The following is a 21,726-nucleotide window of genomic DNA, read 5'->3' as shown; positions in this document are numbered from 1 at the left end:
TTATCTATTGTTGACTATATAAGAGTGAACGCAGTTCTTTCGATGTGCTGCAAACGGGTGTGTCGATGTAAGCTTTCTCAGCAGATCCTGTTTTTCATAACGCTCCAACTTCTTGAAGAAATCAGCAAATCGGTTGATATCATACCCTGCGGCCTTTGCAAGTTCAAAACCGATTTTATCCGCCTCATATTCATCAATTTGGTCGAACGGTGGGGAAAGTGTTTTATTTATCTTGCTTGCTATTTCCGCAAACCCTTCCATTCGGGTCATATCCCCTAAATCAGTAGAAAGTGTGAGTTTGGTTACTTTACGCTGGGTGTGCAATCGGTCCTCATGGGCCACCTCATGGCCAATGATAAAGGCCAGTTCATCATAGGAATCCACAAAGTCCAATAGTCCAGTGGTGATATAAAGATAACCGCCAAGAGTGGCGAAAGCGTTGATCTCATCGGACTTAAGTATGCTCAATGTATAGTTAACTTCTTTACGGGAAACGTTCTTTGTGATTTTTTGTAGGATTTCCTCAACTTTTTCCTTGGCAAAATGGGTGTTGTCCAATTGACCCAAAAGGACGTATCGATTATAAATGTCCTTACCGATGGAGCTTTTGGAATTGCTACTGATGTATAATGCAAAATCAAGCCAATTGTTCTCCGCCTGTTTCAATAGAAAAGCAGGACCATCAAATGCATGACCGCATTTGTTCAATAAGGCAGCATCCTCGACCTTCGAGGTATATACGGCTATGGCCTCGTCAAGTTTATCCAAGGGCAGTTCTTGTGCGCCGGACCATTTAAAAAGAAGAATAAATAGAAGAGTGGAAAAGGTTGGTTTCATCGTGTTTTTATGGTATATAACCAAATGTAGCAAATGTCATCTTCTAACTGGAAAATTTCCCTATGAATCTTTGCCACATACATTCGATAACCATCTCCTAATCATGTTGGATTCCTCCCCTGTTGGTCTTCTGTTTCCCTTGCCCAAAGATTGCACCAGTATGCGGAGTTTTGGGCTTATCTCGATTGTAATCACCCTGTTTCCATTCTTTTTCAGCGAGAAAATTGCCGAAGTTCCCGAAGCACATCGTCCTGCATAGGTTGCCACACAATGGTGCATGGATTGTCCTTCTTCGTACAGTTGTTTGCCGTTGATTAGTTCCACAAAATCCCAAGTGTTGTCCCTCCCGTCCATAAAGGTCCAATCCCAGTCATGGCTTTCCCAATGATACCCTATCCATGAGGGCAAGTATCGGGAGGCCTCATATTCCTCACTGGCGGTGAGTACGTTGTTCAACGTCCTTCCCTTCCAAGTAAATTCCCCTTCATCCGCGTTACGGGTCGCTTCGGTATGTCGGTGAAGAGCCCAAGCGATTATTAGGTTGCTTTCCTCATCGCTTATGGCCTCTCGATTGCTTATTAACCAGACCAAGGTGTTCTTCCAAAATCTGTGATAAGGTTCATCATGGGTCCGCTCTGTCGGGTCAATGACCAGTGAACGACTGTACATAACGCGCATAAAATCCTGTTGATTGCCTCCCAATCTATATATTTCTGCATAGAGACATGATTCCATAGGGTAATCAGTGTTAGGTGCGCCCAGTAGGAAGTGTTGGAATTTATTGGAGATGTTCCAGCCAAAGTATTTGGATGCCTTTTTAAGACTTCCACCTTGCCCTATGATCAAATACCAACAAATCCACTTGAAAGGAATGTACTTCCTTCCAAAGCCATCGTTCCGATTTGGGAACCATTGTTCTTTGAGAAAAACAGGGACATCGTATACTATAAATAGATGATCAAGTATATGTTTTCCGCTTTCTGGTGTCCAAGATTTCGGATCTCTCAACCAGAATGGGGATAACAAACTGCACCATTTAGCAATAAAGTCTCCATGTTCTAGGCCCACTGCCTTTTTGATGATTTCAATGTTTGAAAGGTCACCAAGCGTTTTTCGTAGGCTTTCCACAGTTGTGTTCATGGTATTTTGCAGATTATCCATGTTCTTGAAATAACTGTGCAGTCTTTCTTCAATATGGTTTCCCGGTACCAAGTTCTTTTGAAGTTCTTGTAGATTCGAATTCCAAGGTTGCGATATTTCATCCCCGACATTCAAGTTCTGAATGGTCTTTTCGAGGTTGGTGATATTTTCGTACAACCTTTGATAATTGTATTCGCAGATATCCTCTTGGCTTCCCAAGCCAATATCGCTGTAGTAACAATCTAAACAACAGTGGAAACCAGGAATATAGCCATTCAAAGCCACCAAAGGATCCCTTAGGTTGTTCCAGTACATATCATGTATATGGCCTCCGGATTTATCAAAATGGTATTGTTCGAGTTCTTCCTCCAGAGAAGTCTTGGAATTCTTCAATCCATAAAACCTTTGCCAACGCCAGTTGTGGGGTTTTTTGTAAAATTTACGGCCCATTTCGGAATACTTTTGATTAACCTCTGGTAGTGTATAACTAAATTAACGGAAAGTCATCATTAAAGTACGTTTGGTGGCAGATTGAACAGTAATTATTGGTTAGCTAGAATTCTTGGTAGTATTTTAAATCCAGCGTTTAAAGGGATAATTTGTTTTGTTTATTTCATTGGTTTACCCGTTTTGATCGATATTCATAAGTACCATAAATAGAACCTTTCTTGGGACGAGTGAAGTGTACATTTTAAATTATCATCCTTTATTTTGTATGTTTTGTGTACATTTTAAAATATCATTAAGTCTTTATAAGTAAATAAAAACCAGTTAGTTATAAAGAAATCTGGTTTTGACCTCTGTACATTTTAAATTGTCATTTACAAAATATCCCTCAGCATTTCGTGATTTAAGCGAATGTAAATGACAATTTAAAAAGTACAATCTGGTATTTTAAAATGTGCAATTAACATGAGTTAGAAACATGAACATATATTCAAAGCAATAATATATTGATTTAGCAACTTCAAGGAAACAGTTATATACGATAATATCATTTTAGATTCGAAATCGAAAGTTTGTATTTTTATATACTTAGCTAATACGCTTAAGTGCTTCTTCTTTGTTGGTTAAATCGGATGATGAACGAGATAAATCAAAAATGATTTCCTTTCTCGCTTCGATTTCTGTTTTCAATTCTATCCTTGGCATCCTTTAAATATACTTTTGATGAACAGCGAGGTAAAGATAAATTAATCCAGTCCCGAAATAGGTTGCTTTTATGGAACCTCTCTTTAATTTAGATCTAAAATAAGTCAGTTTGAGATGCTCTTTGCAGTGAATTAAAATTGGATTTTTTAACGTATAAATCATGAGTGACCCATGTTAAATAACCGAAGGTTAACCTTGTTATGATTGATGGAACATAATTTGGTACATGGCAATTTTTAACTTGACTAATATGGAGCGCCCCATTACAAAAGACTACCATATTTTCAATCTTTATCATTATTTGGAGCAGGATACAAGCTATAACCTTGAAAATGTGGTGTCTGAATTTACGCTTGACAAAAACAAATGTCTCTATAAACCTCCTACTCAACATTTATTCATCTATGAGGTGATAAATGGAGCTATAAAATTGGGCAGCTATACGTTAGATGGGAAAGAATTTGTATACGATGTTGTTTCCTCCAACGACTTCATTGGTAATTTGAAATACCTCAACAACCAGTTTTTTGAATTTGCCAAAACACTGACATCAACTAGGCTAAGAGCTTATAAATTGTCTTTTTTCAAAAAAGTAATCATAGAGGAGCCCCGGATATCTGAATGGTTTATCTCCTATTTGGTACAACGATGGTGCACAGCCGAAAAAAAACTGCGTAAAATTAATGAGAAGAGTACTACGGAGAAGCTACGTTTCCTAATGGCTTATCTTGATAAAAGCATTGAGGACGCGGAGGGCAATATACATGTGCTTTACGATCTTCTTACCCAAAAGGATTTAGGGGATTTCATAGGAGCAACCCGTCAAACAGTTGCCACAGCACTAAAGAAAAATCAATCCATTTTTCCTAAAATACCTGGGTAAAACACTTTTTTCAGTCTAAAATCCAACTCGAGAAGTTTGCTAATTAAAGGTGGAATACCTTCTAAACCTATTTTTTCCAAGCGATTACAGTACCCTATGCTACAAATCGGGTTTCAATTTGTTGAAAATGATCAACAACTATCAGATGAAGTGTCAGGTTAGGTATTTAAACTGCTTTAAAGATAAAAGAAAGAGGGGTTTAAAGACGTGAAACCCCTCTTAGTTGCTAATTGAACAATCTTAAACTTAATTAAAGGTATAACGAGCTCCCAATTGAAGTCGCCATGGTGTGCCATTTATTGGTTCAGTGCCAGCTCCTGTCTGGACACTATAATCATATGCATTTGTTGTAGGATCAAAACCATTGATACGCATAAAATCCCTTCTCCTACCAAAGTTGTTGGTACGTCCCCATTCCCTATTCAACAAGTTGGCGGCGTTGAATAAATCTGCTGTGAGCTCCAGACCATGTCTGTTGTTATTAAAACTGAACCTTTTTTGCAAACGTAAATCAATAATCGCCCTGAAAGGATTCTTCCCACCATTACGCTCAGCAAAACCACCAAAGCTTTCCCGTAAATACTCCTTAAAACCTTCCGGAGTCTCCGGGTCGTTGAGTACTTCGTTGTATCCATCTACAATGGCCTGGGGCGTATTGGGGTCATTGGGGTCGAAAATATAAGCTATATCATTTCTCAAATTGAAATCACCATTAGCACTGGTATTGTCATCAACATGAAGTGAATATCGAGTACCACCGGTTCCAATGATGGTGGCACCAAAGTTGAATCCTTTCCAGGTTGGGGTGGAGCCATTAAGTACCAATTTGGTGTCAAAATGATTGTCTGAAAAGCCATAGTTCAAGTCCCTTGGATCCCCTTCCACTGGAATAAACGTAGAGGTATTGGCCACACAACAGTTGTATGAGGAATTATCTTTGGTCCTGTTCCAGGTAAAGCTACCGTTTAGGTATCCATCACGGCCAATCCGAGCGGATCCCTCCACGATAAGCGTAATATTGTCCAGTACCCCATCAGAAGTCAAGACCAAAGTCCGGCCCACTTGGTCCGAAATCCTGGAGTTTGTCCAATCGGTCAAGCCATTTTCCGTGATGGTATTCGCGGGGACAAAAACATCCCTCCCTTCAATAGGCGTTGTAAAAAAGGGTTCTGTAACAAGGTTGGCTTCCTGATATACATAGTTATTGGTCGTATGACTAAAGAGCGCATTGATACCCAAAGTGTAACGATCTCCAAAGAAACGAGTGTAACTAATGTTTCCTTTGTAAATCGTAGGCACTTCAAAATCCGGACTCACCGCATTTATGGTTGAAAATGGCGTCTCCCCTTCCGGGACTCCGGGAACGGTACTGGGATCATTGCGATACGAGATAAAGTCCGGTGTAGGTACAGCATCCCCTGTCACATCAATAGCTCCTAGCAAAGTCCCGCTATTTTGAATGTTGTTTACTTGAGCATAATAGTGAGGTTGGGCACTAAAAGCGCCTCCTCCAATTTTAATGATATCCGTGTTTTTGCCTTTTACGTTCCATGTCAGTTGGAAGCGTGGCTGAATATTGTCAAAATCATCGATCCGCTCATCTGTGCGTATGCCCAACTCTTGAAATACGGTGGGATTAAATTCGGCCTCATCCATAAAAACAGTAGCGTCCCAACGAAGCCCTGCCATCAAATTCAGATTTGGCGCTAAATCAAACTCAACCTGTCCAAACAATGAAAGGTCCAAAACCGTCTGTTCTACTAGGGGTAGCCCCTGTAATGGAACTTCACGGGCATATCTTGAAGCATTTAAATTTTCAAAGTCATCCAATGAATCAAAGAAAAAACGACCGTTCTGTTCGTTGGATAGCAATGTTTCCAAATAGGTAATTAGATTGTCCGTACCAAATGTAAAATTGAATTTACCTGTATTGACATAGGTAGTATTTGCAATTTGTAATTGGTTTTCCAAATTGGTTTCTGGAGTAAATCGTTGTCCCCCCAATTGAACACTTCTGTTTCTTGTATTGCCATTGGGTAAGACCGAGGACACCTCTACAATGGCCCTTGGGATATTGGAGGCAGGAAGCTCCGTATTTGGGGTAAAATCCCTTTCCGCATGCTGGTACTGTACCTTGAACTCATTGATAACGGTTGGGGAAAATATGGAGCGCAGTGAAAGTAAAGTACTGTTTTCCTGTGATTGAAAGTTAGAAAAAGATTCGGCTACTTCAATATTGGAATTATCGCTTACACTAAAAGGATTTTCCCATTTGTTGTATAAATTCCGCAAGGTAAGCCTGTGATTTTCATTTATCTGCCAATCCAGACGGATAAATAAATTATTGGCTTCCGTTTCCCTATCAAATTGTCCGGTCTGTTGTGAATCGCTCAGACCGTAGACATCCCTACCTATCTGTAAAAACCGGTCCAAGTTTTCCTGGGAGATACCCAAAAGGTTTTGGTCATTATCGCTTTGGATATCTGCAATACTCAAAGGCTCTCCTGCATCCTGCCGCTCATATACCGCAAAAAAGTGCAATTTATCCTTTATGATAGGGCCTGAAAGGCTAAACCCATATTGGGATGTAAAGAAATTGGCATCTCGATCTTCCCCCCGAATATTGAACTGACTTTGCAAGGCATCTGCCCTATGGTAAAAAAAAGCGCTTCCGCTCAAGGTGTTTGTCCCTGATTTGGTAACTGCATTGATGGCTCCACCACCTTGTCTTCCTTGCAGCACCGAATAATCATTAGTAGCCACTTCAAACTCTCGGATAGCTTCTTGGGAAATAGTGTAGGGGCCTCTTCCTATTTCCCCAGCTGTGAGCTGGTTTCGTGCATTTACCCCGTCAATGGTTATATTGGTTGAAGTACGTCTTTGTCCTGCCAAATTAATGGAGCCGCCACCTTGAAGAGGAGAAAGGCTTGTCAATCCGGTAAAGTTTCTACCTTCCAACGGCAGTGTCTTAATTTGGTCCGTTCCTATTTTGGTAGATGCCCCCAACTGTTCTATTCGTTTGGTAAGGGTATTGGAAGTCACAACTACCTCATCCAGTGCCATAGAAGTTTCCTTCATTACAAAATCAACTACCAAGGCGTCGCTTAAATTGATTGTAAATCCATCTTTCACCATATCTTGGAAGCCCAGATATTGGACCGTGATTGAGTATGCCCCCCCCAATTGTAATTGTTGTACCAAATAGTTTCCATTTTCATTGGCTACCGTACCTGAAACAAACCCCGTGGATGTATTCTTTATAACAATGGTCGCCCCCATCAGTGGCACGCCATTAGCATCGGATATTTTCCCCCTAATGGAAGCATTGGTGGCTTGACTATAAGATGTAATACCGTAAATGCAAATAATTAGAATAGCAATTATTTTGGGTAATCTTTCAAACTGTCTTTGCTGGTGGAATCTGTTGATTTTCATTTGTGTTTCTTTTTGATTGGAGTGTAAAACTAAATCCGCCGATAAGGGAATACATGTTAACTTTTAACATGTACCTAACTATTAACCTTAACTTGTAAATTTGTTAATGTGAAGCATTCCTGTAAGCTTTGGAAAAGTGCCTGACTATATACTTATTGGCTATTTCAACAATGCTGGGACATCACAAGGCAAGTTCTACACAATGTTATTTTTAATAGTTGCCTGCCGCCAACATCCAAAATAGTTGGAACTTAAAGCATTCAGCTAGCTTCTTGAGCGAACAACACCAGACAGCATTAAATAGGGATGAACGCCGCTACTTCACCCAGGGCATGAGTATGGTTGTTAGGTTATTTCAGGTAAGGGCCTTGTTCGACCCTAAGACCTTAAAAGAGAAAGAGAATGCTTAGTTTCCGTTGGAAATGTTCACAAGAAAGAGAAAAGAAAAAATAAAGGAAAGAGTGGTTACTTTTTTGGAACGCGCTAATTTGAAAGACATCCGTAAAGTTATTTGAATGCCATCTCTGAAAATATCTAATTTTCGCCTAAACCCGAAAGTTTAAACCATTCCTAAACCAAAAAGTTATCTAAAAAAGCCAAAGGTTTCAGGTTAACGGATATTAAGCTGCAACGGCATATAATTAACCCAATCTTAATTCACCAAATGACTCCCATTTGAGATTTTTTGCGACTTTTCTAAAAAAATCACTGCCATGCACTCTTTTCGCTTCTTTATTCCATTATTTTTCGTGTTTACCACGATAAATGCTCAAAACAACCCAACAATTTATATTGATATCCCTACAGTTAAAAAGCCTTGGAATCATATTGAATGGAACACTGCCCCAGAACAATTTCAGTTTGCCATTGTTACGGACAGAACAGGGGGCCCTCGACCAGGGGTTTTCCCAGTAGGTATTAAAAAACTAAACTTATTACAGCCCGAGTTTGTAATGAGTGTGGGCGACCTGATTGAAGGCTATACCAGAGATACTGTGCAATTGAATGCGGAATGGAAGGAATTCATGAGTTTTATAAAACCACTGGACGCCCCCTTCTTTTACGTTCCTGGCAACCATGATATTACTAATGCTGTAATGGAAGAGAAGTGGAAAGATTTATTTGGCGTTTCCTATTACCATTTTGTTTACAAAGACGTACTTTTCCTTTGCTTGAACTCTGAAGATAATCTTCGCGGAGCAGGTCGGGGAACTATAGATGACACCCAATTTGAGTATGTAAAAAGGACTTTGGAAGATAATGCGGATGTAAAATGGACATTAGTGTTTTTGCATCAACCTCTATGGGTTCAGAACGACACCAAACGTTGGAAAGATGTGGAAATGCTTTTGGCCGACAGAAACCACAATGTTTTTGCCGGCCATTACCATCGCTACTGGAAAAGCGAAAGAAACAACGGGAATTACATTGCCTTGGCCACCACAGGTGGAGCAAGCCGTTTACGCGGTAAGGCTTATGGCGAATTTGATCATGTGGTCTGGGTCACAATGACTGAGGAAGGACCTATTTTAGCCAATCTGTTTTTAGATGGAATCTGGGATGAAAATGTAGTAACCGAAGAACTGGTCAATCTGGTCAGGAACCAACCGTTTCCCGTTCGTATTGATCCAATTTATCTGGACGAAACCGGCCTAGAAAATATGTCTGCGGAGGTCAAGGTTACCAATCATAGTGATACCCAAATGAAAGTCAAACTTACTGGGCAGGCCCATGACAAAATGTTTTATCAACTCGACCAAACCTCCTTCACCGTAGAGCCTAATGACGTTGTAACGTTCAATATGAATCTGAAAAAAATAGATAAAGCAATCTTTACCGAATTAGACCCCATTAAAATTACAGCAGAAATCACCTATATATTTGAATCACAGCCTAATGTATACTTTTCATCTGTTCTGAACTTTATGCCTTTTGACAAGAACACCGTAAAGAGGGTGTCAAAAATCCAATTGGATGGAAAGCTTGATGAGTGGAAGGGAGCCGAATGGAGGGCTGTTAACAATGTGGAGGGAAGTCCTTTTGATTATGACGGTGATGAAGACTTTGATATGCAATTTGCTACAGCATATGACGACACCAATTTCTATGTTGCAGTGAACCTTAAAGACAACGATTTTTTTATTGAGGAAATGGGTTCCTATTGGGACCAAGACGCTATATTTTTAGGCCTTGACGCACGTCCAGCGCATGTAAGCGCTTTCAATGCAGGTGAAGGAAGAGGACGGGACTGGATTAACTTTTTGCGAACTTTTAAAAAGGAAAAACCGGTATACAACGAAAACCGACTACCGGTTTCTGTTACATCAGAGGTACAGATGACAAAAAACGGAGCAACTATGGAAATTGCCGTACCTCTGGAATACATTAAAAAAGGAAGTGGTGAAGATTGGCAAAGCCTACGTTTTGGTTTAGGTTACTACGATTATGATAACGGCGATGAAGATGGCACTACACATTTTTGGTTCCCAGCCTGGAATAGCGCCAAAGACATACCAGGTTCCGGAATGCTCTTTAAGGAATGATTGTTGGGCCGCTTCAAGAGTTATTGTAGCATCATGAAGTCGCGTACTTAGCCAAGGAAAAGAGGAAATCGGTTACAGTAGTGCAACCTTCTCTGGGTACTCCATAACTATCACGTATTTATTTCGAAGCTTATTCTTTACTATAATTATAAACATGTTTTGGTTTGAGATTTATTGGACTGTTTTACGGGAATAATTCGCTTTTTTATAGGCAAGACAACCTGACGGTGTTTTCTCCGCTAAACACCTAAATCAGTCCGAAAAAACTTAAGTTTATAACTCGCAGTTGAGAGTTGTTTAGAATCCTTTGATTCCAAGTTTTGAATCGTCCTTTAAAAAGAACGTTTCTTGGGACAAGGGAAAGTGTACATTTTAATTTACCATTTACAATTACCGCAGCTATTAAAAAAACAAACACCTAAAAAAACTACATTTCGAGACTACCTTAAATTGTATAATGGATTATGGAAACTTAAAGCGTCCCTTAAACAAGTAATACTGGAAACTATCAAAAAAGGGCTATAAATTTTGGAGGCCACTCCCCTAACCCATTATTAATTCTTTCCTCGTCCCAATAAACAGTCACCTAAGGGATTTTTTGTAGGATGAACTTAATAGCCCAATTGAACTTCATAAAACATGATATTGATGGGGAGTTGAGTCATACCTATCAATCCGTGATTTTGAGTTTACTCTTAATATACCAACTCATAATTGAAATCTACAGCCATACAGCTTGGGATTGATTTGTTTGTAAACAGAACAATAGTTCTTCGATGTCTTATTCGATTTAGATAGTGAACTATCCTCTGAATAGCGTTATGATCTAGATAATCAAAGGGTTCATCTATGAGCAGTATTGGTTTTTGGGTGAGGAATGCCCTGGCATACATCAACAGCTTTCGCTGTCCGTTGGACAAATTACTGCTTGACTCACCAATACATTGATCCAAATGTAATGAGTTTGACAGCCCGAGGGTTTCCAATATTTTTAAAGCTTTCCTTCTATGCTGGTGTTTTCGACTATAGGAAACGGCCTCAAATACCGTTCTGCCCAACAAGCTACATTGATCGGCCACCAAAGTCATTTTTTTTCTCAGTACTTTTAAGTCTATCTCATTTATAGGTTGGCCGCCAATTAAAACATCACCTTCATCACCTGTATAGAGTCCATTTATAAGTTTCAACAAGGTCGTTTTCCCAATACCACTTTTACCATGGATAACCGTTATGCTGCCGAAAGGTATATCCAAATTCAAATGACGGATCACTGGGTCTTTCTGTTTTTCATAGGTAAAGGATAGATTACGTACAGCTATATGACCCTGCTTTGGGTCATCTTTTGTTTTATTACCCTCTTGCTCTTTGGGAAGTTGTAAGATATTGGTTAATTTTTGATAAGAAATACTACCGTTGCGCCATACCATACTTACTCGAAAACACCTTCTGAAAACTGGCATCGCCGTGATTAAAAGCAAAAGGGCCGTGAAAAAGGTTTTAGGGTCTACACTACTACCACTGATATTGTTTAAATACATGGTAATCCACATTACCATACCTATGGTTAAGTATAACCCAAAGGGAATTACCGCTCCAATAGCACTAGTCACCAATTGATAGGATTTGCCGAGGTCCAATAAATTTCCCACTCTTTTCTCATACTTTTTCATTTCCGGGACGTACCTATTGAAGACTTTAATTGTAATGATTCCCTGCAATCTAGAAGTAACAAATTTTAACAGTCCAGATTTGGCGTTCCTTCTTGCTACCGAAATAGTATATAACCTTAAGTTCATTACATAAACTATTGCGGCCAACATAATACTTAGTACTAGCAGGGTTACACCCAGATAGGTATTGATTGTAAAAAAAATCCAAAGTGTTAACACCAATAGAATGGTATCACTGCCAAACCGGATGATTCCTTTAGTGAAAAAGGCCTGTATATTGGTCAGATCGCCACTATAGCGAAGCAAGTACTTGGAAAATCCTTTTTGATCATATATGGGCATTGTCATTTGAAGTTGATGGGAAAAGATTTTGTTTCTGAGAAAGGCTAGGTGCATTTCCCCCAAATAGGCAGTAAGGTATCGCTCACAAAAATCAATGCTGCCCCGTAGCAACAGAACAATAATAAATATCGTAAGGTACCCTTCAAAAGTGGAAATCCATTCTTTGGGAATAAAGCCTAACAAATGTGCTCTATGAGATTTTACATCAAACAATAGATTATAGGACAAGGCCATATAAATAGGCAATAAAATAACAAGTAACTGTGAAGTCAGGCTAACCAAAAAAGTAAGTACTACCCTACCTAAGTTAGCTTTAGAAAATGACCATATTAAATGTGAATAATGCAAAACAGAAGGATTTACGTATCTAAAAATCGCCAACGCTCATCGGGTTTGGGTATTCGACAGTTAGTCCGCTTTCCAAACCATGAATAACGCGAGCGCGCTACCCAGTCATATATACCATTTCGCAATTGTAACGGCAGCCATCTTAGGACATAAATTACCTTTAAAGGCATACCCAGTTCTTTTGTTATTCGCAGAATGGCATCACTCTTCACATATTTTTGTGCACCATCGACCAAAACAATGGAATCTATTTTTTCATGGGAAAAATCGTAACCCAATACCTTTTCGGCCACCGCTGATTGCAAAGGGGCAAACCGAAAACGCCTTTGTTTGTCCCAACGGATTACAAAACGTATCCAGGCGTTACAAAGTGAACAAACACCGTCAAAAAAGACAATTGCCGTTGTTTCACGCGAAATACTTTTTTTACCCTTTATTTTTTTGCGAAGAAATGCTATCCATTTCTCAGGCTCGAAGAAAGATAGAAACAGTAAACCGGTCATCTGGTACCTAAAACGAATGCCCATAATCAAGAAAATGCCCCAGTGCATAAACCAGGTCAATACGGCCCAGACCATTCCCCAACGCTTCTTTAAAAGAGCGATTGGCGCACCAATTTCTAAAACTAGGGTAAGAATGCCCATTCCCAGAAATAACCATGTATGCTGATAGATAATTTTAAAAAGCGGTGCCGTTTCTGCAATCAACACGGATTTACGTATGGCATCAATAGCAACTTGTGAGCGCATGGCACTACCATTTGCCCATTCTAAGGCCAAATCACCTGCTATTTTGGCAATTCCAGATAAAAAGTAAGATCCCAAGGTAACGGCGCAAATAAGAACTACCGGCCATCCGTAATTGAAATGGGCTTTTTTTATTTTATTGCCATTTCTCCCACTCTGCCATGCGTCAACGGACCACGCATCAGTTGAAGCCACAAAACCAAGTATCACAATATGTAACACCAGGGCATTTCTATTGTGGTAAATCATCGACCATGAATTTCGATAGGTAAAAAAAAGCAAGGTCAAAAGGGCAAACACCGGACCACTGAATTTGAATTTCCATCCGATTATGTAAAAAATGTTCAATACAATCAACCCTACTGAAATCCACCAAAAGGCAGTTGCAGATAAGGGTTCCTCCATCCAAAACAATACGCCAATTGGATCAAAGGCTGAAGTGTTTTTTACCATTTTCTGTAGCATTTCAAAACGTGAAATCAAGTACCAAAGACTGAAACACCCGGTCGCAATTCGTAAGAGGGCCAACCGTTGGGGACTGATTGCCTCAAACCAACGTTCTTTTAATGTTTTTATAATTGTTTTCATTATTCCTTGATTTTTAGGGTAGCAATGTTCCGCTCTAAAAGCGGAAGCGTATCGTTGTTTAAAAAGTAATTTTCTAAATGATAATAACCTTTCACCAATTCAATTCTAGTAAGGCCGTGATAATAGGCTCTGTCTTTTTTGACCAAACGTTTTTCAACCCTTTTAAGAAAAGTCATGCCACCATCATTTCGATGTGCCTTGTTGATTTGTCTGCGTACCTGATTGAACCCTCCGGTACCAGCAAGCCGATAAGGAAGGTGTTCTTTATGGCCAAGTGAATCGTAGGTGACTACATAGTACAAGCCATAGGTAGCCCCTCTTTTCTTTGAGAACATGGGATAATACGAGAAGGGAAAACTGTCTGTTGGGGTTTTGACCCAATTCTGAACGATCGGAGAGAGTACTATACCAAGCGCTACAATACTAAAAATTGCTGCTTGTCGCCTTGTATACTTCATGACTACTTATTTGTTGGGGTGCCACCTTCAAACGGCCACACCTGTTTTCGATTCTTTCAAAACATTATTCAACAAAGTTGGATCAACCAACTTTTCAAGGGTCAGTACGGGCAAACATGAATTTTCCTCTACCTCCAATACCATAAGCGGACTTCCGGTAAAGAGTCCCGCAAGGGCAAAAAGCCTAGGACCGAATATCGGGGACAACAACTCGATACCTGCATGTACCGCCAAGCTATTGCCACATGACAAAATCACATGGTCGATGGAATCGGTGAATGGCAAATGGTTCATCAAGGCGCTTGTTTCTTTCTGGTACAATCCGTCAGCGACCTCGATAACCAAATAATCAGGGTCCATAGCCTCGACATTGCTCAAAAGTCCTTCATAAACATCGAGTATCGTAGCCAAAGAGCATAAGTAGGTGGATGGGAAGCCTAAATCGGAAAAATCAGTTACGTAATCTGCCCCACAATCAAAGCATAGCATTTTATCCTTATTGAATACGGTTCCAGTAAGTTTTATATAGGCCACTTTATGCCCCGAGTTTTTTAGGCCTCGGCACAAAAAAGCCGCTGTCGTTGTTTTACCACTATCCATGCTTGAGCCCACCGATAAAATAGTCTTGAACCCTCGCTGTTTGAAAGGGTTGAAAACCTTTCTTTCTTTATTATGATATATGGTATTGATGACCTTACCCTGATCAACCACATAGCCCACCATTTTTAGCTTTGTGGGGCCCTTTTCTTCAAGCTTGTAGTACATAGAGAACACATTCCCTACAACACCGCCTTTACCGACCAAATCATATTCATTTTGATATGCCTTAGGCACATAGGCCTCAAATTGATTGCTTGCATATCGGTTGCCAAAGGCTACCATAATGTGGTCGCCTTCAAAAATGTAGCAGTTGCGGCCAGCATAGTCTTGAATGGCATTTAACGATCCTATTTCGAGTACTTCAAAAACGGCGACATCACCAGCCTCTGGCTTGTGGCTCTTAGCCAATGAACGATCTATTTTAAAATCGACGATACTTTTACAGCTATTTGCTCTTTTTATTGTTTTCATGATATATGGGATTTTAGTGTTACTACTTAAAGGTTTCTTGTTTTGGTATTCTGTTTTGATGCGGTTCTAGCGCTACCGTTCACTTTTATGCGATAAAAGAAGCTGAACGACAGCACGGAAAAATTGTTGAAACTTCTTTTCACTTCACCGTTTCTTGGGTCGGTGACATTTAATCTTCGGTATGGGCTACCAATATTGAACTCCCTTTGTCGCATGAAGCTCAGATTGGCACTGGCACGCTTGAATGGCCGGAAGCGGAGCCCCAATCTGATACGATGGGCGTGCAGTCCGTTAGGTGATTGTTTGACCAATTTGTCGCCCGCACTATCTCGATATTGGAAAGGTCTACCGTCCAGATAATAGTGCAGTTCATTGGTGATATAGGGAGTTATTTTTAATGGTAGGCCCCAATTACCTGCATGGAGTCCCAGCGCGTAGCGAATACGGTATTCAAATTTGCTTCGTTCGGGAAAGTGCCACTCAGGACGAAGCGTATGGGCAATTCGTAGTTTTCCCCAACGGTGTGACAGTCTTAACCGGGTCTCGATTCTATTTCTTGCCTGTTGATCTGGATCGCCAGGGCTTGAGGACCTTACATAGCCAAATCCCAGCCTAAAGCGACGATTAAAGCGGTAATCGATACGTGCATTGTTCTGTATGGAGCTTAAATCAAGACGCTCATCAAAGAGGTACAATTGACCTGCTCGTACCCGCCATTCATCTGTGATTTTTGTACTCCATGAATGTCCGGTCCATACTTTTAAATCTTCTTGGGCGATGCTGGTTGCACTCGCGAATAAAGCGCTGATCGCGATAATTAAGGTGGTCACTTTTGGCTTTTTCATTGTTAGGATTTGAATGTTTGTTCTTTTTCTTATTTCTATAAGGACAATTGGGAACAAACGTGACAAACCCACATTGATTTTAAGTCAAAAAGTGAAGGGGTAATAGTATAAAATAGACGTATCTATTTGAAAATCATTTGATTTCGGAAGAGAAGAAAAAATATAAAACCCAAGACCAATACGCCAATCCCCATCCACAAATACAGAGAGTTTTCTTTGGGATAAATGGAGTCTACTTCGCCCAAGATGATGAAATTAGCCCAATAGTATGGATGTTGTTGACTTGGGGTAGCTGTCTCTAAGTAATTTAACTTGGCCTTTTGTAAGGCAATGTCAGTAGCTTCGCCGGTCTTTATGTTCTTTAGAAACGAATTGGTCAAAAGCAAAGAACTGGTTTCTGTGGCATTCCAAAGGCTGGAGAGAATATTCTGTGCACCACCCAACAAAAAAGCCTTGCTCATACCCTGCACCCCTTCGCCCTGATAAATCTTACCACTGGCCGAGTGGCAGGCGCTCAACAATACCAATTCAGCATTAAGTCTGTTCTTGTACAAATCTTGGGGTGATAATAAGTAGACTTCCTCGCTATCATCAAAAATGACTGCGGAACGATATGGATCGTCAAAATCGACTAGGCCATGTAACGACAAGTGTATAATTTTGGCCTTGCTGGCGTGCGAGAAGAAATTGGACAAACTGGCCTCTTCATTGACAAAAGTTACGCCTTTAAAGATGGCCGCTGCATCTTCAATTTCCTGTCTGGACATGGTCAATTGACCCAAAAGTTCATCACCAAAAAAACGTTTGGAGGTCTTTAATTTCTCATTCAGTTGTTGGCTGTATTCCGCCCCAAAGCCCACATACTCCCATTGTGGCTTTTGACCCATCTCATTTTCTTGGTTCAATAAGGCAGCCGCATAGGCATAGGAAACTGCATAATCATTGATGACAAAGTTATTCCCATTAGACAAGGCCTCAAAAGAGACCGTGTGTAAAGGACCATCAGGAATAATGGATAGACGATCGATATTCCCGTTCAATTCTTGCAACCCTTCTTGCAGGGTCTTCTCAAACAACAATTGTGAGGCAGCTGGTGATATGGACTGCAATGGACTGTTGCATTGTGACACAAAAGTGTCAATGGCATCTTGGACTGCATCGTCAAACGGGGCGGTTTTGGCAAAAAACTGCGTTTTAGTAATCCAAAAACTGTAAATACTGTCTTTGGCGACGAAGAACTCAACCACGGCCAAATCTTTTGGGATACGTTGTCGTGTTTCTTCAAGGGTGGGTACTTTTAAAAATTTATAGCGTTGGTTGTAGTACTCGGGTTGATTTTGTTCCACTTTTTGTAAAAAGGCATCCAACCGGTTTTGTGCAATGAGGTACTCCTGTAAGATTGAATCCTTATCTGCTTCATCCGCTTCAAAAAGAGAAGCTTGTTGCCCATTCATATGTTCTCGCAAAGCTTGTTCTTCCAATACAGTCTCTTTATCAGTATTTGTTGAAAGTGCATTGATACGGTTCAACTCTTGCTGTAGGACCAGCGCTTTGGTCTTTGATGAGAACTCGTACGCCTCGTTCAGATAAAATACATCATTGGTAAGGTCATATAGTCGTAATGCATCTTTTATGGCCTTGGCATAGTGGGCAATACGTATTTCCAAAAATTCGAGTTTGGATTGTTGGAACTGAAACGAAAGCAACCCCCTTTTGACTATAGAATCAATTTTATGTTGCACGTTTAACGAAGCATCAAGAAAACCTACATTTTGCGAATTCTGGTATTTGGCCTCAAAAATTTTGGTCTTAAGCTCCATCAAACGTATCAACTGTTCATCATCGCGTGCCCTTGATGTTTGAATAATGGGCAAATGGTTGGCGTCAAAATCATCATGGGGCAGCAACATATCAAAGGCATGGCTTAGGTGTTGGTCTGCCCGTGCCAAAGCCCCTTGCCGAATTAAAATATCACACAGATTTTCATAGGCAGCAGCTATTGCATGTTGACTCTCCCCCTTTAAATATAGAGCCTTTCTCAAGTTTAGAGCGCGATACATATTGTTCTCAGCTTCTTTTAACTTCCCTTCTTCGGTTTGAATCATGGCCACCAATTCTAACCCGATGGAATAATAAAAAGGTTCGGTTAGTTCATCCAATAGCTCTAATGCGTTGTTAGCCATTAGTCGGGCGTTGGTATACTCTTTTAATTCTAAGTGAGTAGTTCCCGCATTTAAATAAACCTTGGCTAGATTAATTGGATCTATTTCATTCGGATAAGTATCATAAATAGCTAAGGCGTCCTCAATACTTTTTTTGGCCTTATGAAACTCTTTAAAATTAATATCCATGGCAATCAACTCATTCAAAAGGATAAATCTCCATGACTCAGTATCATCTAAAACTTCATAAATATTAAGGGCCTTACTATAGTAAAGTTGAGACCTGAAATAATCGTTCAATAGACTGTAGAAATTGCCAATGCCATAGTACTTGTCTGCTAAATCAAGAAGAGGATAGTCTCTTAAGCTCTCTATTATTTGCAATGATTGGTCAATATACTTCTTTGCAGGTTCCCAATTATTTAAATACTGATAGGAAACTCCGAGATTGTAGAGTGTATTTGCCATTTCCGAAATAGGAACTTCAGGACAATCCTTCCAAACGTTAAAAGCAACTTCTTCATAGAAGGTAACGGCTTCATCATCTTGTAGCAACATGTAGTGAGAGACGCCAATTTTATGCAACAGTTTCCCTTTGTGGTAACAATCCAATTCTTGATAACCCGATTTTGCCTTCAATTCTTGTATCAAATCGATATTGGCCTCGTAACGTTCGTTTTTAATATTGTCATTAATGATTTGGTAGTATAATGAAAAGAAATCATTGGTATTGGGTGTCCAGGAAAGGGTGAGTAAAGCGATGCTTAAAAGCAGCAAAGGGCGAAGTACGGTCATGCGTTTGGGGCTATTCTTGCGAGGAAGACTATTACTGTTCTTCAACTTACCGTATGAAGTTATGATATTTCTATTGGCTTTGCAATTCAGCCATGGTAACGGATTGAAACGAGATTCTAAAAAAGAAGCTTTCTTTGTTAAAAGCAGGAAAGCATTATATCAGTTGTAAGATTATCATTGTTATTTTGGATATTATAAATCCTAAAATCATATTCATGAAAAACAAATCGATTGCAGTATTGAAAACTAAGAACGTAACCCCATAGGCCGACAAGCAAAAACAGAAATTGCTCGATGGTTATGTAACTGGGGCTACGGGAAGAGCTAAAGTTAAATAGGCCTGTACACTTGGTTTTGGGTAGAATCCCTCCCGAGGAAGGGGAACTTTACTCTTGTGAAAGTCCTTCCTTCATTCCTATCAGGAAAGGATATAACTCTTTTAGAGAGGGCATTTTAAGAAATACTTTCTAGAATCAATGTCGGTTCAAGCACCGTAGAGAATTTTTCGATACGTTTTTAGACTTCTCGACTGCACTCGAAATGACATTAGGACCATATATGACCTTTATTGAGCTCGATTATCCAATATACTTTGAACAAAAAAAGCGAGCACTCCAGTGCTCGCTTTTTTACTCGGTTAAGTCTACTATTAGTTACCGGTCAGACTGTCAAATGCCATTTGAAAATCTATGGTGCCATTGGCAACCACTCTTCCGGATAAGCTTGCATTGGGTGTTGAGGTGTTTATCAAAGCCGTGCGAATCTGTTGTTGGTCAAAAGTAGGTTGATGGGTGGCCAAAAGTATCGCCATGGCCGTTACATTGGCCGAAGCAAAGGATGTCCCTGAGCGCATATCGACCCCCATGGTCAAATTGGGCCCTGGAATGTTTTCACCCAACAACGCTACATCAACCCGTTGCCTACCATAGCTACTGAACTGACTTAAAATATCATCACAACTGACGGATGCCACGGATAGAATATTGGCATTGGGATACGAGGCAGGAAAGGAAATTACCTCATCCACATCGTTGTTTCCATTGGTATTCCCTGCAGAGGCAATGACCATAGCCCCCATTTGTTCGGCATAGTCCAAGGCCAATTTTAAAGGCCTATCCGTAGGGTCTGAGTTGATATCCTGATAGCCAAAGCTAAAGTTCAAAATGTCGGCCCCCTCTTCAACAGCGTCGAGGATTGCTGGAACGAGATTGGAAACAAAACCTTGGCCCGTGGCATCATGCGTTTTTCGAATATCAAAAGACACTTCAGCATCTGGATTACCACTTTGGCCTAATAAATGGTGAATGAGGCCTGCGATATGGGTGCCATGGCCGTTTTCATCTTCTGGCAGTTCGTCATCATTAACATAATCGTAACCTGTGTATTCGCCAATGGCAAAATCATAATTTGGGAAATTGGCATTGGACAAATTAGCAATGCCCGTATCAAAAATGGCGACCTTGACTTCATTTAAACCCAAGGCCACTTGCGGCACTATGCTTTCAAAACAGGCCAATGGTGGCATAATCGTTGGTTCTGTTAATACTGAACCGATGTTAAAGCCCACTTCTTTGACCCTAGTTCTGCTTCTTGCCCGAGTTACATGTCCATCAATTTGGGTCACGTTCTCGCCTTGGGCAGAGGTGTAGGGAAACTGGCGTACGTTCCATAGCCGTAGGTTAATCTCTTCACGAAACCATACTTCGTCTGAATTCAAATCCTCTTTGAGTTCATCAATTTCAGCTTCGGACAAATTGGGGTCCAATCGAACAAAAAACAAAGTAGGGTGTTTGAAGATTTCATCATCATCATCATCATCGTCATCGTCATCATCGTCATCGTCATCATCATCATCGTCATCATCATTATCACCATTACCATTACCATCCAAGGCCAATTGGTCATCATTCAAATCTTCATCCATGTCTGACGTACACGATGTAAAAAAGACTAGAAAGCTCAGTAGTAACAACAGTAGTATGCGGTATCGATTTGTTTTCATCATCTTTATTTTAGTGTTATTTATTGTGTGTGATTTAATGTATTTGTTCCAATAGCGAAACAGCTTCTTTATATTTCCATTCATCTTTGCCAATTGCTTTTAGCTCATTTATTGCACTTTCAGTATTTCCTAGAGCTAAATGGGCCAATCCCAAAAACCATTGTGCTTCTTGTGTAAATCGTTTGCCCTTGGTCTTGCTTTCGACCAGCAATGGGACCGCTTGTTCATAATCCCCATTTTTTAAATAGGCAAGCCCCAAATAGTACCTATCCTCTGCTGTAGGTGCCTCAAGTGCCTTAAAATGGGTAACCGCTTTGGTAAAATCGCCTTGGTTAAAGGCCACAATAGCTTGCGTACGCTGCTCATCAACTACTGTTGCTCCTTTAAACGTTCCAGGGTGGCTCAGCGGCTGCTCACTTAAATACTGCTGTGCCAATACCTGGGGACTATCGCCTGCCCAGTTTGGGTAGAACACCAAGGCAATTAATACGGTAATACTAGCGGCTATTGCGAGCATATAGTTCAGGTATTTGATTTTACCCTTTCCACGCTCGGCACTACGAATAATACCATGTTTCTCTTTTAGCGTATGGGCCAAGCGCTGACGTAACTCAGCATTCATTTGTTGTGTGACTAATGCGCCCATGATCTCATCCGTTTCTTTTTCGGATAGTTCTTCTGATATCAAATGATGTAGCTTTTTTTTCAT

General features: G+C 40.3%; 14 protein-coding genes. 3 read left to right on the top strand and 11 right to left on the bottom strand.

Annotated elements, in window-relative coordinates; genetic code table 11:
* On the bottom strand, positions 1-837 hold the full coding sequence (locus CLV81_RS16545; protein WP_106146477.1) for a M48 family metallopeptidase: 837 nt from the start codon (positions 835-837) through the stop codon (positions 1-3).
* A 60-nt stretch (positions 838-897) separates the two neighbouring features.
* Positions 898-2,427 (bottom strand): PcfJ domain-containing protein, encoded by a 1,530-nt coding sequence (locus tag CLV81_RS16540; protein ID WP_106146475.1) that lies wholly within the window; start codon positions 2,425-2,427, stop codon positions 898-900.
* A gap of 952 nt (positions 2,428-3,379) precedes the next feature.
* Here CLV81_RS16540 and CLV81_RS16535 point away from each other — a divergent pair.
* The gene (locus CLV81_RS16535; RefSeq protein ID WP_146129925.1) at positions 3,380-4,012 is read left to right on the top strand and encodes a Crp/Fnr family transcriptional regulator; all 633 of its coding nucleotides are present in this window, start codon (positions 3,380-3,382) and stop codon (positions 4,010-4,012) included.
* A gap of 246 nt (positions 4,013-4,258) precedes the next feature.
* On the opposite strand, the gene CLV81_RS16530 is transcribed toward CLV81_RS16535, so the two are convergent.
* Entirely contained in the window at positions 4,259-7,447 is a 3,189-nt protein-coding gene (locus CLV81_RS16530) for a TonB-dependent receptor (RefSeq protein WP_106146472.1), read from the bottom strand.
* 272 nt (positions 7,448-7,719) lie between these two features.
* On the opposite strand from CLV81_RS16530, the gene CLV81_RS20610 reads away from it, so the two are divergent.
* Entirely contained in the window at positions 7,720-7,857 is a 138-nt protein-coding gene (locus tag CLV81_RS20610; RefSeq protein WP_158259145.1) for a hypothetical protein, read from the top strand.
* 303 nt (positions 7,858-8,160) lie between these two features.
* Complete coding sequence (locus tag CLV81_RS16520) at positions 8,161-9,990, top strand: metallophosphoesterase (RefSeq protein ID WP_106146467.1); 1,830 nt, start codon at positions 8,161-8,163, stop codon at positions 9,988-9,990.
* A gap of 695 nt (positions 9,991-10,685) precedes the next feature.
* On the opposite strand, the gene CLV81_RS16515 is transcribed toward CLV81_RS16520, so the two are convergent.
* The 8 genes from CLV81_RS16515 to CLV81_RS16470 form a co-directional block, all read right to left on the bottom strand.
* Positions 10,686-12,350, bottom strand: a complete 1,665-nt coding sequence (locus CLV81_RS16515) for an ATP-binding cassette domain-containing protein (protein ID WP_158259144.1) — start codon at positions 12,348-12,350, stop codon at positions 10,686-10,688.
* Positions 12,351-12,361: 11 nt separating this feature from the next.
* Positions 12,362-13,684 (bottom strand): DCC1-like thiol-disulfide oxidoreductase family protein, encoded by a 1,323-nt coding sequence (locus CLV81_RS20820; RefSeq protein WP_245912071.1) that lies wholly within the window; start codon positions 13,682-13,684, stop codon positions 12,362-12,364.
* Positions 13,684-14,142 (bottom strand): hypothetical protein, encoded by a 459-nt coding sequence (locus CLV81_RS16500; protein ID WP_106146461.1) that lies wholly within the window; start codon positions 14,140-14,142, stop codon positions 13,684-13,686. The genes CLV81_RS20820 and CLV81_RS16500 overlap by 1 nt, the downstream gene beginning before the upstream one ends.
* Before the next feature lie 27 nt (positions 14,143-14,169).
* Positions 14,170-15,213, bottom strand: coding sequence for a P-loop NTPase family protein (locus CLV81_RS16495; RefSeq protein WP_106146459.1), 1,044 nt, complete (start codon positions 15,211-15,213; stop codon positions 14,170-14,172).
* 26 nt (positions 15,214-15,239) lie between these two features.
* Positions 15,240-16,058: a DUF2490 domain-containing protein gene (locus tag CLV81_RS16490; RefSeq protein WP_146129924.1), complete on the bottom strand. Its 819-nt coding sequence runs from the start codon at positions 16,056-16,058 to the stop codon at positions 15,240-15,242.
* A gap of 122 nt (positions 16,059-16,180) precedes the next feature.
* Positions 16,181-19,015 (bottom strand): CHAT domain-containing protein, encoded by a 2,835-nt coding sequence (locus CLV81_RS16485; protein ID WP_106146455.1) that lies wholly within the window; start codon positions 19,013-19,015, stop codon positions 16,181-16,183.
* A gap of 649 nt (positions 19,016-19,664) precedes the next feature.
* Positions 19,665-21,020 (bottom strand): S8 family serine peptidase, encoded by a 1,356-nt coding sequence (locus CLV81_RS16480; RefSeq protein ID WP_158259143.1) that lies wholly within the window; start codon positions 21,018-21,020, stop codon positions 19,665-19,667.
* Between the two features lie 31 nt (positions 21,021-21,051).
* Entirely contained in the window at positions 21,052-21,726 is a 675-nt protein-coding gene (locus CLV81_RS16470) for a tetratricopeptide repeat protein (RefSeq protein ID WP_106146450.1), read from the bottom strand.

Origin of the sequence: Flagellimonas meridianipacifica (assembly GCF_003001695.1) — a bacterium.
Taxonomy (GTDB): Bacteria; Bacteroidota; Bacteroidia; order Flavobacteriales; family Flavobacteriaceae; genus Flagellimonas; species Flagellimonas meridianipacifica.
This window is presented reverse-complemented; position numbering and strand designations above follow the sequence as displayed.

Excerpts from the sequence above, each read along its gene's own strand:
- CLV81_RS16545 (WP_106146477.1), bottom strand. The coding sequence starts at position 837 with ATGAAACCAACCTTTTCCACTCTTCTATTTATTCTTCTTTTTAAATGG.
- CLV81_RS16540 (WP_106146475.1), bottom strand. The coding sequence starts at position 2,427 with ATGGGCCGTAAATTTTACAAAAAACCCCACAACTGGCGTTGGCAAAGG.
- CLV81_RS16535 (WP_146129925.1), top strand. The coding sequence starts at position 3,380 with ATGGAGCGCCCCATTACAAAAGACTACCATATTTTCAATCTTTATCAT.
- CLV81_RS16530 (WP_106146472.1), bottom strand. The coding sequence starts at position 7,447 with ATGAAAATCAACAGATTCCACCAGCAAAGACAGTTTGAAAGATTACCC.
- CLV81_RS16520 (WP_106146467.1), top strand. The coding sequence starts at position 8,161 with ATGCACTCTTTTCGCTTCTTTATTCCATTATTTTTCGTGTTTACCACG.
- CLV81_RS20820 (WP_245912071.1), bottom strand. The coding sequence starts at position 13,684 with ATGAAAACAATTATAAAAACATTAAAAGAACGTTGGTTTGAGGCAATC.
- CLV81_RS16500 (WP_106146461.1), bottom strand. The coding sequence starts at position 14,142 with ATGAAGTATACAAGGCGACAAGCAGCAATTTTTAGTATTGTAGCGCTT.
- CLV81_RS16495 (WP_106146459.1), bottom strand. The coding sequence starts at position 15,213 with ATGAAAACAATAAAAAGAGCAAATAGCTGTAAAAGTATCGTCGATTTT.
- CLV81_RS16490 (WP_146129924.1), bottom strand. The coding sequence starts at position 16,058 with ATGAAAAAGCCAAAAGTGACCACCTTAATTATCGCGATCAGCGCTTTA.
- CLV81_RS16485 (WP_106146455.1), bottom strand. The coding sequence starts at position 19,015 with ATGACCGTACTTCGCCCTTTGCTGCTTTTAAGCATCGCTTTACTCACC.
- CLV81_RS16480 (WP_158259143.1), bottom strand. The coding sequence starts at position 21,020 with ATGATGAAAACAAATCGATACCGCATACTACTGTTGTTACTACTGAGC.
- CLV81_RS16470 (WP_106146450.1), bottom strand. The coding sequence starts at position 21,726 with ATGAAAAAAAAGCTACATCATTTGATATCAGAAGAACTATCCGAAAAA.